We start from the raw sequence: 17673 nt of genomic DNA, 5'->3' as shown, positions 1-17673 counted from the left end.
GGTCAGACCATTCGGTAATGGCGGTGGTTATCCATGTGAATGTTGAACGAAGTGACCTGCTCCAAATCGTCCAGCTTGACGTGAGCGGTCACCTGAAATGACATCTCCAAAGGATTCGATAACGAACCCGAGTCGAGGATGTCCACATGCACAATGCGCGGTTCAAAGCGGCAAATGCACTGCCGGATCGCTTCGCAAATTTTGCCGTAGATATCTGCGCCCCCCTGCGTCGCGTCATTGAAATCAATCACGCCCAGCTCAGGTGCACTGCGGCAATTGCCCGGACGGGTATTGAGCACGTTGTCCAACTGGCGTTTGATGGACAAAATCAGTGTCTCAAGCTCCGTTTCAGGGGAGGCGCGCCGCGTCTCCCCCCGAATACGATCGAACAGACTTGCCGTATTTCCCCGTTCCCAGGCAGAAAGTGACGGCATCGGCCTTATTCCTTATCCAAACGCCCAACCAACGACAGTTCGAAGTTAGCGCCCATGTATTTGAAATGGGGACGCACTGACAGCGAGACCTGATACCAGCCTGGCTCCCCTTCCACATCCAGCACCTTGATCTGCGCCGCACGCAGCGGACGACGGCTACGCACGTCTGCCGGCGGGTTTTCCTGATCCGCGATGTACTGTTTGATCCAGGTATTCAGCTCACGCTCCAGATCCTGACGCTCTTTCCACGCGCCAATCTGCTCGCGCTGTAACACCTTGATGTAGTGCGCCAGACGGTTGATGATGAACATGTACGGCAGTTGGGTGCCCAACTTATAGTTGGTTTCCGCCTCTTTACCCTCTTTGGTATTGGGGAACACCTTGGGCTTCTGCACCGAGTTGGCAGAGAAGAACGCGGCGTTGTCGCTGTCCTTGCGCATGGTCAGCGTGATGAAACCTTCTTCGGCCATCTCATATTCGCGGCGGTCAGTGATCAGCACTTCCGTCGGGATTTTTGCCTGCAATTGCCCCATGGCTTCATACACATGCACGGGCAGATCGGTAATAGCACCACCGCTTTGCGGGCCGATAATATTCGGGCACCAACGGTATTTGGCGAAGCTGTCGGTGATGGCCGAGCCCATCAGATAAGCGGTATTGCCCCACAGGTAGTGATCGTGATCGGAACTAATATCTTCTTTGTAATTGAAGCCCTTGATGGGGTTTTCAATCGGATCGTAGGGCAAACGTGCCAGGAAGCGCGGTGCCGTCAATCCCAGGTAGCGCGCATCCTCGGACTCACGCAGCGAACGCCACTTGGTATAGGCTGGGCCTTCAAACACCGATTTAAGATCCTTGATGGTCGGCAGATCGGTGAAGCTATCGACACCGAAAAAGGTCGGCGCGACGGAAGAAACAAACGGTGCGTGCGCCATGGCACCCACGGCGCTGACGTATTGCATCAGTTTGATATCAGGTGAGCTTTGCGTCATGGCATAGTCGCCGATCACCCCACCGATAGGCTGGCCGCCAAATTGCCCGTAACCACTGGAATAAACGTGTTTGTAAAAGCCAGACTGGGTAATTTCCGGTGCGAACTCAAAATCATCCAGCAACTCTTCTTTGGTAGCATGGAGCACCAGCAGCTTGATGTTTTCACGAAAGTCAGTGCGATCGACCAGCAGTTTCAGCGAGCGCCAGGAGGATTCCAGTTCCTGTAGCGGTTTAGCATGCAGAATGACATCGACCTGCTTGCTCAATGTCTTGTCCAGTTCGACGATCATACTATCAACCAGCGCTTTGTTTACCGGTTCTGCGGCATTGCCGTTGTCAAGAATATTGGCCACCAGCGCCGCAATTCCCTGTTTGGCGACGCTATAGCCCTCATCGACTGGCGTAATGCGCGCCTGCGCCATGATTTCATCCAGCAATGAGCCAGAGGCACTGGCGGCGTTGGCCTGTGTTTGTGCTTCAATGATTGACATCGTTATTTCCCTATCTCGTTGTGGGCATCAATTATTCAGCCGGTTTCACCAGATCCAGCTCTTTCAGCAGTTGTTCTCTGGCTTCATCGCTGGCTAACAGATCCTGTAAACGGTTACGGAAAGCGGGAATATTGCCGAGCGGCCCCTTGAGGGCAACGAGTGCTTCACGCAGCGCCAACAGTTTGCGCAATTCAGGCACCTGTTGAGCAATACGATCGGGGGAAAAGTCATTCAGTGAAGCAATATTCAGCTTCACCGGCATATCATCTTGAGAATCGTCTTCCAGGCGATTCGGAACGTTGAAATTCAGTTCCAGCTTGGCCTCTTTCATTACCGAAGCGAAATTATTTTTATCGATTGATACCGTCTCACGCTCCTCGATCGGTGTCTCTTCGGTACGTCCTTTCATATTTCCCACGACCATCAACGTCAGCGGCAACTCTATTTCTGCCTGCTGGCCTCCAGTGGCGGGGACATATTTGATATTAATACGCTCTTTTGGTGCGACAGATGCACCGTCAGTTCCTTTTGCCATAAGTCTATACCAGTATAGGGCTCCATCACCCAGGAAAAGTAAAGCCGAATCCCACTGAATGCTGTCATCAGTAATGAGAGAGCAAACCTGCGGAGAGCAAATAAGATTTGTCATTCGACCAGCGATGTAAAATTCAAAACCGTGTTAAAAAAATGAAAATAAATATTTAAAGACATGCATGCACGGTAAAACGGAGCAAACGGAATATTTACCCAAAAAGGAAGAAAAACAACTGTTGCCACATGTATCGCAATCATACACATAATATAAACCAACGGTCAACGGGTCTTAAATCAGACACTACGCACAGCGTGGAAAAAATAAAAAAACGATCAAAAACAACAATATAAATAACATACATTGATAAGTTTTTTTTAAAAATCGAAAAAATCGAACAAAAAACGACTGATTTTCATTAGGGAAAAACAGGGGTATTTATACCCTTTTTATTTTAATAAAAACAAAATAGTTAGCATGTTAAGTAATTCATTTGGATATTATTCTGATTTTTCCCTTTTTCTTAAACCTCGATTAAATACCACCATTCCTGGATTAGCCCTTAACATCACGGCGTTAATTTAGGATTATTCTCACCTTTATTTTCTGGGGTTAACACAGAGGAAAACAACATGATAAACGATAAAATCCGCGCACTTAAACCAAATGCCAGCAAACAAATTCCAACAAATCAGATAATGACAAAAAGAGCAATGCAATAAAGTCTGAAAATCTGCGTATTTGATCGATTTACTGGACAAAAATGAAACAGCCCCGCAATGCTTTGTTTATGGGCCTGCTCGTAGGGAGGAGTTTTCTGAAGAAGCAGAATGAGAATATTCCTATAATAAGCCATCGCACAAATTGAAAACAGCGGGTCCGTTTAATCCCTAGTGCAACTTTCTGCAACGCGTTCATTGCTCGATACCAATCAGGTTAATCTGTGCCATCAATAGCAAGGTTGAAGAAAGAGAATACGCCCAAGGCTGGGCCGATAGACGAAACTTCATCATGCTGCGCTAAAGAAAATATTCAGTGGCGATTGGTTCGTCCTGAAAAAAGCGGTGTTGTCGCGGCTCACTTCTCTGTAGACGGGCCCATTTAGGCTCCTGACCTTAACAACAATGAACGGCAATATAGGATTTGCACATAGGTGCAAACAACTCGACAAACTGTAACATTGCCTCGTTATATTCCTGCCTGTTGTCAACAGACAGGGGTAAATCTGTGTCTTACCAAGCCGAAATTCGCCACCGCAAAATCGCGTGGCCAAAGCTGCGCCATGCGCTGTCTATCGCCAGCCACGAGCCTGCCAACTTACTGGGCGCACTGCTGCTGATGCTGTTTAGCGGGATCATTCTGTCACCGGTGCTTTCCGTTTTGCTGAATGCAACACTGGTGCAAAGCGGCGATGAAGGCCGCACCGATGCCGCCGAGGGCGCATTTACCGCCTATTACCTGCTGCGCACGTTGGCCTCGAGAATGTCCGACCTGTTGCTGTGGACACCCTTACTGAACACCTTGGCTGTGGCAGTGAGTACCGTCGTGGGCGCACTGGTGGTGGGCATCACGCTGGCCTGGCTTATCCACCGCACCGATATTGCCGGGCGCAAAGGGTTTGCCACCCTGCTGATTGTACCGTTTATGCTGCCTTCCTGGACCTTCGCGCTGGCCTGGACCACCCTGTTCAAGAACCATGCGATTGGCGGTCAGCCCGGCTGGCTGGAGGCAATGGGGATCCAGACGCCCAACTGGATGGCCTACGGCTATTTTCCCATTGTGGTCATCATGACGTTGCACTACACACCGCTGGTTATCCTGATCGTTGGCAATGCCCTGAGGCGTATTGACAGTCAGATGGAAGAGTGCGCCCGCGTGCTGGGTGCCTCACGCAAGGTGATTGCGTTCAAAATCATTATCCCGCTGGTGCGTCCCGCGCTGTTATCGGCGTCGTTGTTGATTTTTGCCGACTGCATCGGCGAGTTTGCCCTGCCCTATATTCTCGGCCTGCCGGTCCATTTTGATACGTTATCGACCAGCCTGTATCGGGCCATCAGCACCCGACAGTCCGGCGTGGCGGCGGTTATCGCCACGGTGATCATGCTGATGGGTATGATCACCTTGCTGCTGGATATGAAAATGCTGCGCGAAGCGAAACGCTTTGTCACGGTAGGCGGCAAAGGGGTCATGGAGCGTCGCCGCGCGCTCGGGCGTTGGCGGATTTTGGCCGCCGCCGTACCGCTTACTTTTATTTTGATAGGGGTCGCCATTCCGCTGCTGACGCTGTTTCTTTCTACGGTGATGCTGCTGCCCGGTCGCTTCACGGCGGATAATTTCACCCTGGCCTACTGGGTTGGTCACAACCTCGATACCGTAGCGCTGCATAACGGCATATTACTGACGCCTGAATTTTGGCGCACGGTGGCAAATACCTTGCTTATCGTCGGATCCGCCTCGGTTACCTGCGGCGTGCTCGGTCTGCTGGTGGGCTATACCGTGATGCGCTGCCACTTCCGCTGGATTGCCGCCTTCCTGCGTCAGTTGACGTTTCTGCCCTATCTGGTACCTGGCATTGCCTTTGCCACCGCGTTTCTCTCTCTGTTTGCGGTAGCAAGAGGCCCCATTCCGGCGCTGTACGGCACGCCGTTGATCTTAATTCTGGCGCTGATTGCAGAAAAAATGCCGTATGCCAGCCGCTCGGGCATTGCCGCCATGACCCAGCTCGGCAAAGAGGCCGAAGAAGCCGCGCAGATTGCCGGCGCCGGTTGGTTGGCGCGCCTGCGCCGCATCGTGATTCCGATTCAAGCAGGCCCGCTGGCGACCGGCATCCTGCTGCCGTTTATCTCCGGCATTAAGGGCGTCAGTCTGTTCGTCATTCTCGCCACCCCAGCAACCGACGTGCTGACCACCTATTCCCTGCGTTTGATTGACTACAACTACCAGCAGGCGGCCAACGCCGTGGTACTGATGATTGCGCTGATTTCATGGGCAGGTACGGTGATGATCCAGAAGATCACCGGCACCGGTCTGGCTGACGCGCTGGAGAACTAACATGCCTTCCATCCAGTTGTCCCACCTCACCAAAACCTACGCCGGCAGCGACAGTCCGGCAGTCAACAACATCAGTCTGACCGTCAACGATGGCGAATTCATGTGTTTGCTCGGGCCGTCTGGCTGCGGAAAAACCACGATTTTGCGTATGATCGCCGGGATTGAGCACGCCAGCGGCGGGGAGATTATCATCGGCGACAAGGTGGTCGATTCCGTCACGCAGGGCCTTTATGTCCCTCCCGAAAAACGCGGCATCGGTCTGGTGTTTCAGAGCTACGCGCTCTGGCCCCATATGACGGTCGAACAGAATGTCGATTTTGGTCTGCGTTTGCAAAAAGTCCCGACACAAGCGCGTATCGCACGCACTCAGGACGTGATGGAAAAATTGCGCATCGCGGATTATGCCAAGCGCTATCCGGCGCAGCTCTCCGGAGGACAGCAGCAGCGCGTCGCCCTGGCGCGCATGCTAGCAGTTAATCCCGGCGTGCTGTTGCTGGACGAGCCGCTCTCGAATCTGGACGCCACGTTGCGTCTGGAAATGCGGGCCGAACTGCGTCGCTTACACGAAACTTTCGGTACTACCATCGTGTTTGTCAGTCACGACCAGTGGGAAGCGATGACCCTGGCGACCACCATCGCGGTGATGAGCGCCGGGCAGATGCAGCAGGTTGGGACGCCGGATCAAATCTATGCCGCCCCCGCCAACCGCTTTGTCGCCGAATTTATTGGTACGCCCAAGCTCAATATGATCCCGTTACACCCGCCGTTGAGCCATTTGGCACAGCATCTGCACCAGCGATTTTCCCTGCACGACAGCGAGCACACCGAGCTGTGCGGTATCCGACCTGAAGAGATCGTCCTCAGCGCGGATGCGGGCCATAACGGCGTTGCCATGACCATCGATAACATCATGCCTACCGGCGGCAGTTGGATCATTGAACTGGTCACCGGCAACGATCGCCTGTTTCATTCGACGCAACTGCGGCCACGCTGGCAGCCTCATCAGCAAGTGTTCTGTCAGTTGCCGTCCCACTCTCTGCACTTTTTCAATCGTCACGGGCTGCGCCACGAGATAGCCGCCCAGTAACCCCCTAACTTATTATCAGGAGTCATGATGAAGCGCACGTTCACCGCACTGTTGGTCACCAGTACCTTGCTAAGCAGCCCATTAACCCATGCTGAAACCGCCGAACTGCAAGCGCTGATCGCCGCCGCACAGCAAGAGAACCCGATCACCGTTTATGCTTCAACCGGTAAAATCGTGCAGCAGGCCAAAGCCTTTAGCGAAAAATACGGGCTTAAAGCCACCGGTGTAAAAGCCGATGCGCCGCAAATCATCGAAATTATCAGCCGCGAAGCGCAAGCCAAAAACGTCAGGGCCGATGTCGCCATCGTGGAAGATACCCCTGCGGCAATCACGCAATTGCTCAGTAAAGGCTATGTGCAAAGCTGGGTTCCGGATGACCTGAAAGGCAACATCGCCGCCCGTTATCAAAACCCATTAACCGTGGTGCTGGCGCCTAACGTGTTTGCCTACAATACCGCGCGTCACACCACCTGCCCTGTCACCAATATCTGGCAGCTTACCCAACCCGCGTGGCGGGGCAAGGTGGCGATGCAGGATCCGACCGGCAAACCTGCCTACACCGATTGGTTTAGCCAGATGGAAACCCACTACGATCAGCAAATTCGTGATGCGTATCAGCAACAATTCGGTAAGCCGCTGCAAACCAGCGAGAAATCAGCTACGGCGGCGTTTGTCAAAGCGCTGGCAGGAAACAGCGTGTTGCTCACCCACTCCGATAATGACGCGGCCTCTGCCATTGGCGCACCGGACGGCAATGCGGATTTTGTCGGTCTGGTTTCAACCGCGAAATTCCGTGATAACCAACAGGGGATGAAGCTGGGACTGTGTAACGGACTCAAACCGTTTATCGGCTGGAATTATCCCAGCCTGGGGGTGATCGCCACCGGCAGCCACAGCCCTAACGCCGCCAAGCTGTTTATCCACTATTTGCTGACCGCAGAAGGGATTGAGCCGCAGAGCGTCGATGGCAAAATGTCCACCAACCAGACGGTCTCACTGCCCGCCAACGAAGCGTCCGGGATCGAAAAGTACCGCTCAGAGTTAATGGAATACCTGACGGTCACGGCTAAAGAGGATTGGAAAAGCCGTCAGGACTGGCAGGATATCTGGAGCCTGAACTACAAGAAATAACGTTTCACGCTGACCATGACATTACCCAACTTCACTTTTAAACAGGCAGATTACGTTGACGAACATCGACATTGAGCAGCGCGAAGCGGCATTAAAACGCATCATTCTGGACGCTGGCGATACCGCCCTGCGCTATTTTCTTTCGCGCAAAGCGGGAGAATATGAACTCAAGGGCCATCAGGATATCCTGACCGAAGCAGACACCCTGGTTGAAGCCCTGATTTTACGGGAACTTGGCGCAGCTTTTCCCGACGATCTGGTTTTGGGTGAAGAATCCGCGCGCCAACCCGCCAACACCGCGAGTTTGTGGGTTGTCGATCCGATTGATGGTACCGCCAACTTTGCGCGCGGCATCGCCCATTTCTGCGTGTGCATCGCCTGGGTTTATCGTGGCACCACCGAGCTTGGCGCCATCTATAACCCGGTCAGTCAGGAACTCTATCTGGCACGCCGTGGACACTACGCCTTGAAAAACGACCAACCGCTGCGCTGCACTACCATCGCAGATACGCAGTTGGCCTCTTTTGAACTGGGGTGGTCTGCGCGTCACAGCCAGCGCCGCTATCTGGACGTGATGGCCGCCCTGCTCAATCTGGGTGCCAGCATTCGCCGTGGCGGTTCGGGCGCGCTGGCGCTGGCCTGGGTCGCGGAAGGCCGCACGGAGGGTTATGTGGAAATCCATATGAACGCCTGGGACTGTCTGGCTGGATTATTGCTGGTGCGCGAAGCGGGAGGGCAAACCGGCATCATTCCTCAGGATGCCGCCGGCCTGTATAAGGGTTTGCCCGTGCTGGCAGCAGCACCGGGCGTCGCCGCAGCGTTGGCGCGCGCCGCCAGCATTCCGTTGGCCAGCGGGACGGTCACGCCTGCGCCAGTTTCTCCGTCCACGCCGGTATACCCACGTCCGCCTATCAGCCTGATTAGCGAAAACTTCCCCGGCTGGGGCATGGATATCTATATCGGCGGTGCCAGCGGCGTCTGCGACGCCGCGCTGCTGGCCGAACACGATATCGGTATTGTGATTAATTGCGCGGTGAATCTCGATATCGATTGGGTGACCACCCAGGAAGCGGCACCTGATGCCCATCTGCTTTCCCACGGTGCCGGACCGGTTCGCTATTACAAACTCGGGCTGATTGATGGCGAAGGCAATGCGCAGGAGATGCTTCACGCGGGCTATCACTTGATGCGCTCCGCGCTGTTGCAGCAAATTCCCGATAAACCCTCTTATCGCAACCGCCGTCGGGGCAATATTCTGGTCAACTGTCGCGGCGGACGCAGCCGTTCTGTGGCGCTGGTCGCCCTGTTTATGCACCTTGAATGCCCGGAACGTTACCCGACGCTTGACGATGCCATCGCGCTGATTCGAGAAAAGCGTCAGCTACACCCGGACGAATGGTTTGAAACGCCGAAGCCGTCGCTGACGCGTCTGGCTGAACATGCCATCCTGCGTGAAAAGGCATTGATTGCAACGGAATGGCACGATGAGTGAGAGCAGTTACAGCAAAAACAGCGGGTTTGCCAGCGCCGCCGAAGTCGCGCAATTGGCAGGCGTATCGCGCTCGGCGGTATCGCGCACCTTCACGCCGGGCAGCAGCGTCTCAGCGGAGACGCGGCGCAAGGTCCTTGCCGCCGCACAAACGCTTAACTACCACGTCAATCATCTGGCACGCGGCCTCTCCAAAGAGGCCTGCCGCCCGGTGTGTATTCTGGGCGGTAATCTGGCTGCACCTTATCAGGCCAGTTTGCTGGAACACCTCACCCGTCGTTTGAACCACGCCGGACGCGCGGTGATGGTGATCAACACCGACGACGGTGAAGAGAGTGTCAGGGAAGCCCTGCAACAAACCCTGAATTATCGTTCGACGGCAACGATTGTGTTGTCAGGAAAGCCGCCGGGTGCGCTGATTGAAACCTGCCTGCAAAGCGGACAGCAGGTGATTTTGATCAACCGCATGGGACAGTTTTCCGGGGCGGACAATATCGAGATTGACTACCGTTCGACGATGGCCGATGCGTTGAACTTGTTGCTCACTGCCGGCTGTCAGCAGATTGCGCTGGTGTCGTCATCGGCGCGTTCTCCCAGTATGGTGCTGCGCGAAACGCGCTTTCTCGATGCGGCGGCTGAACGGGGGATTAACGTCACGCTGACCCAACCGGGCAGCGCCAGTTACCTTACTGGCGCTGCCGCCGCGCGCGAGTTGTTAAACGCAGAATCGCGTCCGGACGGGGTGTTTTGCGTCACCGACCTGCTTGCCTGTGGCTTTATCGACGTCGCTCGGCACGAGTTCGGCCTACGCATTCCAGAAGATATCAGCGTCATCGGCTTCGATGATATCGAACAGGCCAGTTGGCTGGGCTATGACCTGACCACTTTCGCCCAGCCTTTGTCCGAGATGGCGGAAGCCGCGTGCCAATTGGTGATCGCCCCGGCAACGGGAACACCGTCGCGGCACGTGTTCAACGCCCTTCCCGTGCGGCGCAGCAGCTTACGCTAGATTTTCCCTGATGATCGTTACTCATCCTCGAGCAGGCGCATCAGGGTGGATAGCGCCTCGTTCAACTGCTGGCGCTGTGCCGCAGATAGCCCGGACAGCAGGTGTCGTTCGTTTTCGATATGGGTTTCGACGGCGCGGTCGATCACCTCGCGGCCTTGTGGCGTCAGCGCCACCAGCATGCTGCGAGCATCCTCTGGATTGGGCAGTCGCGAAATAAACGCGCGTTTCTCCAACGCTTTCAGTCGGTGTGTGATGGTACCAGAGGTGATCATCAGGGTCGAAAACAGCTGCGTGGGTGACAGCACAAACGGCGCACCAGCGCGCCGCAGCGTGGCAAGCATATCAAATTCCCAACGTACCAAGCCATGCTCCACGAAGGCCTCATCGACACGCGGCTCCAGCAGCAATGCGCAGCGCTTCAGGCGGCCAATCGGTCCCATCGGGCTGCAATCCAGATCCGGGCGTTCACGCTTCCACTGTTCTAAAATTCGATCGACGGCATCCGCCTGCGTTTTTTTTGTCATCACTCGCTCATTTATCTTGATATCAAGATAATTATCATTGCATACTTTGCTCACTAATTTAGCTTGAAGCAAAGATAAAATCATGGCCTTTCTGTCACGTTATCCCCTTTTCGATCTGCTGCTCACCGCGCTGGCACCTACGATTTGGGGCACAACCTATATCGTTACCACCCAATTTCTGCCGCCTGACAGACCCTTTATCGCGGCACTGCTGCGTGTGCTGCCTGCCGGGTTTGCGCTGCTGTTATGGTGTCGCCATTTCCCTTTACGAAACGAATGGTGGAAGCTCATCGTCACCGGCATCCTCAATATCGGCGCGTTTCAGGCACTGTTGTTTATCGCCGCCTACCGTTTACCCGGCGGCATGGCTGCCGTTATCGGTGCGATACAGCCGCTGCTGGTGATGCTGCTGGCCTGGGGTATTGACCGGCAGCGATCCCCGCTAACCGCCGTCCTGGCAGCGGTTACCGGTATTATTGGCATGGCGATGTTACTGCTTTCACCGCAAACGGTGGTAGACACCATCGGGATCGGCGCGGCATTTCTGGGTGCGGTCAGCATGGCATTGGGCACCTGGCTGTCACGGCGCTGGTCGCTCTCGATGCCGGTGATGGCACTGACCGGATGGCAGTTACTGCTCGGCGGAATCTTTTTGTTGCCGGTGGCGCTGCTGGTCGATCCGCCGCTACCCACGCTGACAGTCACCCAGATTGCCGGTTATCTGTGGTTGTGCGTGGCAGGTGCGATGCTGGCCTATGCGCTGTGGTTCCGCGGCATTCGCCGTCTTTCTCCGGTCGCGGTGTCGGCGATGAGCCTGCTGAGCCCGGTCACGGCCGTGGTGCTCGGGTGGGTATTTCTCGGGCAGCGCATTCAGGGAATGGCGTTGCCCGGGCTGATTATCGTGATGGTGAGCGTATTGTCGATCCAGTGGGCGCTGATCAAAAAACCGAAGATCTGACGCCCCTGACGTTATAAACCGCGCGTTTGCAGGTACAGCACGGTAGCTGCCACGCGTGAACTGACGTTTAACTTGCGCAGGATATTGCGGATATGCACCTTCACGGTCTCTTCCGAAATAAACAGCGCAGAGGCGATCTGCTTGTTGGACAGCCCCGACGCCACTTCCTGAAGCACGTCCAGTTCACGCTCGGTGAGTACGGTAAACGGCGAAGGGATCTCCTGCACCGCCATGCGGTTTTGTAAAACCTCCTTCACCTGCTCACTGAAGGCATCGCCGTTACGGATTGCCGCTAACAGGTTCTCCGGGGCGCTGTCTTTCAGCAGATACCCATCCGCCCCCGCATCCACCAGCGCGTAAATGTCGCCCGGTGAATCCGACACGGTCAGCACGATAATGCGCGCGCAGATGCCATCGCGCCGCAGTGCGTGGAGCGTATCCAGTCCGCTCAACCCTTTCATATTGAGGTCGAGCAAAATAATATCGGGTGAATCGCGATTGGCGAGGCTAAGCGCCTCCATACCATTACTGGCTTCCCCAATTACCTCAAAAATTGCATCGGTTTCCAATAACTGGCGGATGCCCCGGCGCATAAGCGGATGATCGTCGACAATCATCACGCGGTAGCTCAATGTATCTGACATTACCCACTCCCAAAGGACATACCCGTCATACTTCACGTTGCAAGACAACACGCGAATTATTTAGGGTCTAGATCTTATTCTTCTTTATCATTGATATTGTTGGTACTGCTGTGTTCGGTCGCTGGCGCTGAAAAGCACACGCTTACCCGCGTTCCACCGTCAGGATGGGAACCGATAGAGAGCGTGCCTCCCAAACGCTCGGCGCGTTCATGCATAATATTCAGGCCATAATGCCCCACGGGCTCCTCGTGGCTGCTGATACCGCGTCCATCATCACGAATATCAACACAGTGACCGCCATCAGGCTGAGTGCGGCAACTGACCACGATAGTCGTTGCCTGCGCGTGCTTGATGGCGTTCAACACCGCTTCACGAATGATCTGCAACAAATGCACCTGCTGCGCGGCATCCAGCGCCTGCGTCGGAATGCGGCAATCGATCTGGATGCTGGCGCTGGTTTGCGCACGCAGCGGTTCAATCATCTCTTGTAATGCAGCCGGTAAATCCGCCTGCTGCAACGTCAAACGAAACGTCACCAACAGCTCGCGCAGTTGACGATAAGCATCGCTCAGCGCCTGCTCAAAATCTGTGATGATATGCCGGGCCTGCACATTTTCTTCCGATACCGCGCGCTTGAGCAGCGTCAGTTGGATATTCAAATACGACAACACCTGGGCCAACGAGTCATGCAACTCTCGGGCGATCGTGGCGCGCTCTTCCATCAGCAACAGCTGTTGGTAGTGCTTCTGGGCCTGATTAAAATAGAGACCGCGACCCAGCATGTTGGCGACGCTCTCCATCAGTTGCGTCGACGGCTGCTGCGTGGAGGCCTGCCAGCGCAGTTGCCCAAACTCGACGTCCTGCAAGCGAATGGGCAATGCCTGCCACGCCGCCCCCCCATTTTCCTTCCCTTCGCTCAGCCGCCAGTTCTCACCGACACACATTTCCAGACAGCCAACCGTTTCATAGCGGTGGACGATCTGCAAGATGCGCTGGAAACAGTGCCTGTCGATGGTGCTGACATTCAGCGCCTGAGAGCAGTTATACAGCACCTTCAGCATGCGGTTCGCTTCTTGCAAGCGCAGCGTTTTCTGCCGAACCTTCTCCTCCAGCGAACGGTACACCTTATGCAACTCGTCCGTCATGCGGGTGAAGGTTTGCGCCAGCAGCCCCAGTTCATTTGGCAGCGACGTGTCCAGGCGCGCATGGGTGAAGTAGCCTTTCTCCACCGCCGCACAGGCTGCCATCAGTTTGCTAAGCGGCACTACCACCTGACGGCGAATGCGGCGCAGCGTGAAGAAGATCAGTATATAAATAGTGACGGCCCCAATCATTGATGTCGCCACCACTATCTTCATTTTGCGCTCGGAATAGTGCTGCAATGCCAGTACGAAATGGTCGATCTGCGTGACATAGCGGGCAATATTCTGTTGATACCAGACCAGATCCCCCGCGCCCAACCGCTCGTCCATCAGGGTCCAGTTCACCAACAGCGCCGTGTATTGTTCATGCACCTCACGCGGCACGTACCAACGCGCCAACAGATGAAACACCGGCGAATCCAGCGTTTGCGCATAAAACTGGCGGTGCTGGGTTAATTCGGCGCGATCGCCCTGCAAGTCATAGCCCATGCGATAGCTCTGCATACGCATTGAACCGGCGATATTGATGGCTTCGGCATCGCGCAGGCCGCTGGCCAAGGTTAACAACGCAATACCGGTTGTCAGGAATGACAGCAAGGCAATGTAAAAGAAAGCGCGGGCAAGGCTGGTAGAGACAGGACGTTTGACCATCACGACGATTAATCCCCTTTCACATCACATGAGTCACCCAGAAAGCAGCAAGAATGCTGCTGGCACCATTATCACTTTCTGCCGTCAATCAGGCGAGCAGGCCGTGGGGTAATCCGGCATAAGCTTGATCCTGCATCCGTATTTACCTCTAAAGGGTGATTATCCACTAAACGGTAAGAGGAATAGTGTAACCCCTACAAAAACAGTGTTTTTTCTGGGGGCATGTTTCCCCTGCCGGAGCAACGTATTGCCATGACCGATCTCTCCCGTCGTTTCCTGTTCAGCGGTGGCCGACAGCGCGCAGACAGCACGCTGCGCCCTCCGTGGAGCGGTGCGGAAGCGGTTTTTATCGATGCCTGCACGCGCTGCAACGCCTGCGTTGATGCCTGCGACACCGGCATCGTGCAACGCGGACCGGGGGGATTTCCGGTGATCGACTTCCTGCGCGGTGAATGCACGTTTTGTTATGACTGCGCCAGTGCCTGCCCGCAAGCGCTGTTTGCCGAGCGTCACACCACGCCTTGGGAGTACTCCCTGTTGATCGGCGAGCGCTGTCTGGCGCAACAGCAGGTGGAGTGCCGCAGTTGTCAGGATAGCTGCGAAGCGGGAGCCATCCTGTTTCGCCCAACGCTTCATCGCGTTGCCACACCGCAACTCGATGAGGCGGTCTGTACCGCTTGTGGCGCCTGTATCGCCGGGTGCCCCGCTCACGCGATATCAATAATAAAAACGGTGGTTACGCACACCCCCGCACCGCGTCTCACGGCGCAACAGGAAAACCGATGAACACAGTCTGGCACGTTTGCAGTTTGGTGGTTCACGCCCGCACGCAAAACACCGCGAGCGTGGCGGCGACATTGGGCGCACTCCCTAATGTGGAGGTTGCCGCCTGCGACAGCAAGAGCGGAAAAATGGCCGTGGTGCTGGAGTCAGATTCAGAAGACACGCTGTTAACACACATAGCGTCAATACGTGAAGTTGCAGGCGTACTGGCGGTTTCGCTGGTTTATCACCAGCTTGATGAACAACCTCAGGGTGAGGAAACACCATGAAACTCAGTCGACGACACTTTATGAAGGCTAACGCTGTCGCAGCGGCGGCAACGGTAGCAGGCATCAGTATACCGACGGCTGTCCGCGCCGTGACCGAGCAGCAGGACAGCATCCACTGGGATAAAGCGCCCTGTCGCTTCTGCGGCGTGGGATGTGGCGTGCTGGTCGGAACGCAAAATGGCCGTATTGTTGCCAGCCAGGGCGATCCCGACGCACCGGTAAACCGCGGCCTCAACTGCATCAAAGGCTATTTTCTGCCGAAAATCATGTACGGACAGGATCGCGTGACCCAACCGCTGCTGCGCATGCGTGATGGTCAATACGATAAAGAAGGGGAATTTACCCCCGTCTCCTGGGATCAGGCGTTTGACATCATGGAGCAGAAGTTCAAAACCGCGCTGAAAGAGAAAGGTCCGAACGGTATCGGCATGTTCGGTTCCGGCCAGTCGACCATCTGGGAAGGCTACGCCGCTGCCAAATTGTTCAAGGCCGGGTTCCGTTCTAACAATATCGACCCGAATGCGCGCCACTGCATGGCCTCGGCAGTTGTTGGCTTCATGCGCACTTTCGGCATGGATGAACCCATGGGCTGCTACGATGATATCGAGCAAACCGATGCATTCGTGCTGTGGGGCTCAAACATGGCCGAGATGCACCCGATCCTCTGGTCGCGCATCACCGATCGCCGCCTGTCGAACCCCAATGTCAACGTGGCGGTGCTCTCCACCTACCAACACCGCAGCTTCGAACTGGCGGATAACGGCATGGTGTTCACGCCGCAAACCGACCTCGCCATTCTCAACTACATCGCCAACTACATCATTCAGAATAATGCGGTTAACGAGAAATTCCTCAAGGCGCATGTGAACATTCGTCAAGGCGCGACGGATATTGGCTATGGCCTGCGCCCGACCCATCCATTGGAAAAGGCAGCGAAAAACCCCGGTTCTGATGCGTCTGAGCCAATGACGTTTGAGGCTTATAAAGCGTTTGTCGCGGAATACACGTTGGAGAAAACCGCAGCGCTCAGCGGTGTGCCCGCCGATCAGTTGGAAGCGCTGGCAAAACTCTATGCCGATCCGCACAAGAAAGTGATCTCTTACTGGACCATGGGCTTTAACCAGCACACGCGCGGCGTGTGGGCCAACAATCTGGTCTATAACATTCACCTGCTGACCGGCAAGATCTCCCAACCGGGCTGTGGTCCGTTCTCGTTAACCGGCCAGCCTTCCGCCTGTGGCACCGCGCGTGAAGTCGGCACCTTTGCCCACCGCCTGCCAGCGGACATGGTGGTCACCAACGAGAAACACCGCGACATCGCGGAGAAACTGTGGCAACTGCCGTCTGGCACCATCCCCGAAAAAATTGGCTTGCATGCCGTGGCGCAAGACCGTGCACTGAAAGACGGCACGCTCAATGCCTATTGGGTGATGTGCAACAACAACATGCAGGGCGGACCGAACATCAACCAGGAGCGTATGCCCGGCTGGCGCGATCCGCGCAACTTCATCGTGGTGTCCGATCCCTACCCCACCATCAGCGCACTGACCGCTGACCTGATTTTGCCCACCGCCATGTGGGTGGAAAAAGAGGGTGCCTACGGCAACGCCGAGCGTCGCACGCAATTCTGGCGTCAGCAGGTTAAAGCGCCCGGTGAATCCAAATCCGATCTGTGGCAGGTGGTCAGCTTTGCCAAGCGCTTCAAAGTCGAAGAGGTGTGGCCGGAAACGCTGCTGGCGCAAAAACCGCAATATCGCGGCAAAACGCTCTATGACGTGCTGTTCGCCAACGATGCGGTTAAACGCTTCCCGCTCAGTGAACTGGCAGAAAACCAGCTCAACGATGAGTCACGCGAGCTCGGTTTCTACTTGCAGAAAGGCTTGTTTGAAGAATACGCCGCCTTTGGCCGGGGCCACGGCCACGATTTAGCGCCGTTTGACACCTACCATCAGGTACGTGGCATGCGCTGGCCGGTGGTTGACGGCAAAGAAACCCAGTGGCGCTACAGCGAAGGGAACGATCCTTACGTTAAAGCGGGTGAAGAGTATCGCTTCTACGGCAAGCCGGATGGCAAAGCGGTGATCTTCGCCCTGCCCTTCGAACCGGCGGCGGAAGCCCCTGACAGCGAATACGATCTCTGGCTCTCCACCGGTCGCGTTCTGGAACACTGGCACACCGGCAGCATGACGCGCCGCGTACCGGAGTTGCACCGCGCGTTTCCCGAGGCGGTGCTGTTTATCCACCCGCTGGATGCCAAAGAGCGCAATCTGCGCCGCGGCGAAAAAGTGAAGATTATCTCGCGCCGGGGAGAAATTGTTTCCGTGGTCGAGACGCGAGGCCGTAACAAGCCGCCGCGCGGTCTGGTGTATATGCCGTTCTTCGACGCCGCCCAGTTGGTCAACATCCTGACGCTGGACGCCACCGACCCCTTGTCAAAAGAGGCGGATTTCAAGAAGTGTGCCGTCAAGTTGGCTAAGGTGTAACA

General features: G+C 55.5%; 15 protein-coding genes. 9 read left to right on the top strand and 6 right to left on the bottom strand.

Going from position 1 to position 17673, the window contains the following annotated elements; all coding sequences use genetic code 11:
* Positions 1-2: 2 nt before the first annotated feature.
* From tssE to tssB, 3 genes are read right to left on the bottom strand one after another with little or no spacing between them, the layout of a single operon-like run.
* The gene (tssE, locus tag J5069_RS00655) at positions 3-434 is read right to left on the bottom strand and encodes a type VI secretion system baseplate subunit TssE (RefSeq protein ID WP_264642045.1); all 432 of its coding nucleotides are present in this window, start codon (positions 432-434) and stop codon (positions 3-5) included.
* Between the two features lie 5 nt (positions 435-439).
* Complete coding sequence (gene tssC, locus J5069_RS00650; RefSeq protein ID WP_264642044.1) at positions 440-1918, bottom strand: type VI secretion system contractile sheath large subunit; 1479 nt, start codon at positions 1916-1918, stop codon at positions 440-442.
* Positions 1919-1949: 31 nt separating this feature from the next.
* Positions 1950-2453: a type VI secretion system contractile sheath small subunit gene (gene tssB, locus J5069_RS00645; protein WP_264642043.1), complete on the bottom strand. Its 504-nt coding sequence runs from the start codon at positions 2451-2453 to the stop codon at positions 1950-1952.
* Between the two features lie 1224 nt (positions 2454-3677).
* On the opposite strand from tssB, the gene J5069_RS00640 reads away from it, so the two are divergent.
* From J5069_RS00640 to J5069_RS00620, 5 genes are read left to right on the top strand one after another with little or no spacing between them, the layout of a single operon-like run.
* The gene (locus J5069_RS00640; protein WP_264642042.1) at positions 3678-5501 is read left to right on the top strand and encodes an ABC transporter permease; all 1824 of its coding nucleotides are present in this window, start codon (positions 3678-3680) and stop codon (positions 5499-5501) included.
* Position 5502: 1 nt separating this feature from the next.
* Positions 5503-6588 carry an ABC transporter ATP-binding protein gene (locus J5069_RS00635; RefSeq protein WP_264642041.1) on the top strand — a complete coding sequence of 362 codons (1086 nt, stop codon included), beginning with the start codon at positions 5503-5505 and terminating at the stop codon, positions 6586-6588.
* 24 nt (positions 6589-6612) lie between these two features.
* Positions 6613-7719 (top strand): ABC transporter substrate-binding protein, encoded by a 1107-nt coding sequence (locus tag J5069_RS00630; protein ID WP_264642040.1) that lies wholly within the window; start codon positions 6613-6615, stop codon positions 7717-7719.
* Positions 7720-7774: 55 nt separating this feature from the next.
* Positions 7775-9211 (top strand): inositol monophosphatase family protein, encoded by a 1437-nt coding sequence (locus J5069_RS00625; protein ID WP_264642039.1) that lies wholly within the window; start codon positions 7775-7777, stop codon positions 9209-9211.
* The gene (locus J5069_RS00620; protein ID WP_264642038.1) at positions 9204-10217 is read left to right on the top strand and encodes a substrate-binding domain-containing protein; all 1014 of its coding nucleotides are present in this window, start codon (positions 9204-9206) and stop codon (positions 10215-10217) included. The genes J5069_RS00625 and J5069_RS00620 overlap by 8 nt, the downstream gene beginning before the upstream one ends.
* Positions 10218-10234: 17 nt before the next feature.
* Here J5069_RS00620 and J5069_RS00615 read toward each other — a convergent pair whose 3' ends face one another.
* Positions 10235-10741: a MarR family winged helix-turn-helix transcriptional regulator gene (locus J5069_RS00615; protein WP_264642037.1), complete on the bottom strand. Its 507-nt coding sequence runs from the start codon at positions 10739-10741 to the stop codon at positions 10235-10237.
* A gap of 82 nt (positions 10742-10823) precedes the next feature.
* On the opposite strand from J5069_RS00615, the gene J5069_RS00610 reads away from it, so the two are divergent.
* A complete protein-coding gene (locus J5069_RS00610; protein ID WP_264642036.1) occupies positions 10824-11699 on the top strand; it encodes an EamA family transporter in 876 nt (291 codons plus the stop codon).
* An 11-nt stretch (positions 11700-11710) separates the two neighbouring features.
* Here the strand turns inward: J5069_RS00610 and narP are convergent, their stop codons facing one another.
* Both narP and narQ read right to left on the bottom strand, forming a co-directional pair.
* Positions 11711-12343: a nitrate/nitrite response regulator protein NarP gene (narP, locus tag J5069_RS00605; protein ID WP_264628303.1), complete on the bottom strand. Its 633-nt coding sequence runs from the start codon at positions 12341-12343 to the stop codon at positions 11711-11713.
* Between the two features lie 74 nt (positions 12344-12417).
* Positions 12418-14136, bottom strand: a complete 1719-nt coding sequence (gene narQ / locus J5069_RS00600; RefSeq protein WP_264643677.1) for a nitrate/nitrite two-component system sensor histidine kinase NarQ — start codon at positions 14134-14136, stop codon at positions 12418-12420.
* A 252-nt stretch (positions 14137-14388) separates the two neighbouring features.
* On the opposite strand from narQ, the gene napF reads away from it, so the two are divergent.
* The 3 genes from napF to napA are packed head-to-tail and all read left to right on the top strand — an operon-like array spanning position 14389 to position 17671.
* On the top strand, positions 14389-14922 hold the full coding sequence (gene napF / locus J5069_RS00595) for a ferredoxin-type protein NapF (protein ID WP_264643676.1): 534 nt from the start codon (positions 14389-14391) through the stop codon (positions 14920-14922).
* Positions 14919-15188 carry a chaperone NapD gene (gene napD / locus J5069_RS00590; protein WP_264642035.1) on the top strand — a complete coding sequence of 90 codons (270 nt, stop codon included), beginning with the start codon at positions 14919-14921 and terminating at the stop codon, positions 15186-15188. Before napF ends, napD begins: the two co-directional genes overlap by 4 nt.
* The gene (gene napA, locus J5069_RS00585) at positions 15185-17671 is read left to right on the top strand and encodes a nitrate reductase catalytic subunit NapA (protein WP_264642034.1); all 2487 of its coding nucleotides are present in this window, start codon (positions 15185-15187) and stop codon (positions 17669-17671) included. The genes napD and napA overlap by 4 nt, the downstream gene beginning before the upstream one ends.
* Positions 17672-17673 lie beyond the last annotated feature (2 nt).

Source organism: Candidatus Symbiopectobacterium sp. NZEC127, from assembly GCF_025962675.1.
In the GTDB taxonomy this organism is placed as follows: Bacteria; Pseudomonadota; Gammaproteobacteria; order Enterobacterales; family Enterobacteriaceae; genus Symbiopectobacterium.
This window is presented reverse-complemented; position numbering and strand designations above follow the sequence as displayed.

Coding starts and splice junctions, on each gene's coding strand:
- tssB (WP_264642043.1), bottom strand. CDS start 2,453: ATGGCAAAAGGAACTGACGGTGCATCTGTCGCACCAAAAGAGCGTATT.
- J5069_RS00635 (WP_264642041.1), top strand. CDS start 5,503: ATGCCTTCCATCCAGTTGTCCCACCTCACCAAAACCTACGCCGGCAGC.
- tssC (WP_264642044.1), bottom strand. CDS start 1,918: ATGTCAATCATTGAAGCACAAACACAGGCCAACGCCGCCAGTGCCTCT.
- narQ (WP_264643677.1), bottom strand. CDS start 14,136: ATGGTCAAACGTCCTGTCTCTACCAGCCTTGCCCGCGCTTTCTTTTAC.
- napA (WP_264642034.1), top strand. CDS start 15,185: ATGAAACTCAGTCGACGACACTTTATGAAGGCTAACGCTGTCGCAGCG.
- J5069_RS00615 (WP_264642037.1), bottom strand. CDS start 10,741: ATGACAAAAAAAACGCAGGCGGATGCCGTCGATCGAATTTTAGAACAG.
- J5069_RS00620 (WP_264642038.1), top strand. CDS start 9,204: ATGAGTGAGAGCAGTTACAGCAAAAACAGCGGGTTTGCCAGCGCCGCC.
- J5069_RS00610 (WP_264642036.1), top strand. CDS start 10,824: ATGGCCTTTCTGTCACGTTATCCCCTTTTCGATCTGCTGCTCACCGCG.
- narP (WP_264628303.1), bottom strand. CDS start 12,343: ATGTCAGATACATTGAGCTACCGCGTGATGATTGTCGACGATCATCCG.
- tssE (WP_264642045.1), bottom strand. CDS start 434: ATGCCGTCACTTTCTGCCTGGGAACGGGGAAATACGGCAAGTCTGTTC.
- napF (WP_264643676.1), top strand. CDS start 14,389: ATGACCGATCTCTCCCGTCGTTTCCTGTTCAGCGGTGGCCGACAGCGC.
- napD (WP_264642035.1), top strand. CDS start 14,919: ATGAACACAGTCTGGCACGTTTGCAGTTTGGTGGTTCACGCCCGCACG.
- J5069_RS00630 (WP_264642040.1), top strand. CDS start 6,613: ATGATGAAGCGCACGTTCACCGCACTGTTGGTCACCAGTACCTTGCTA.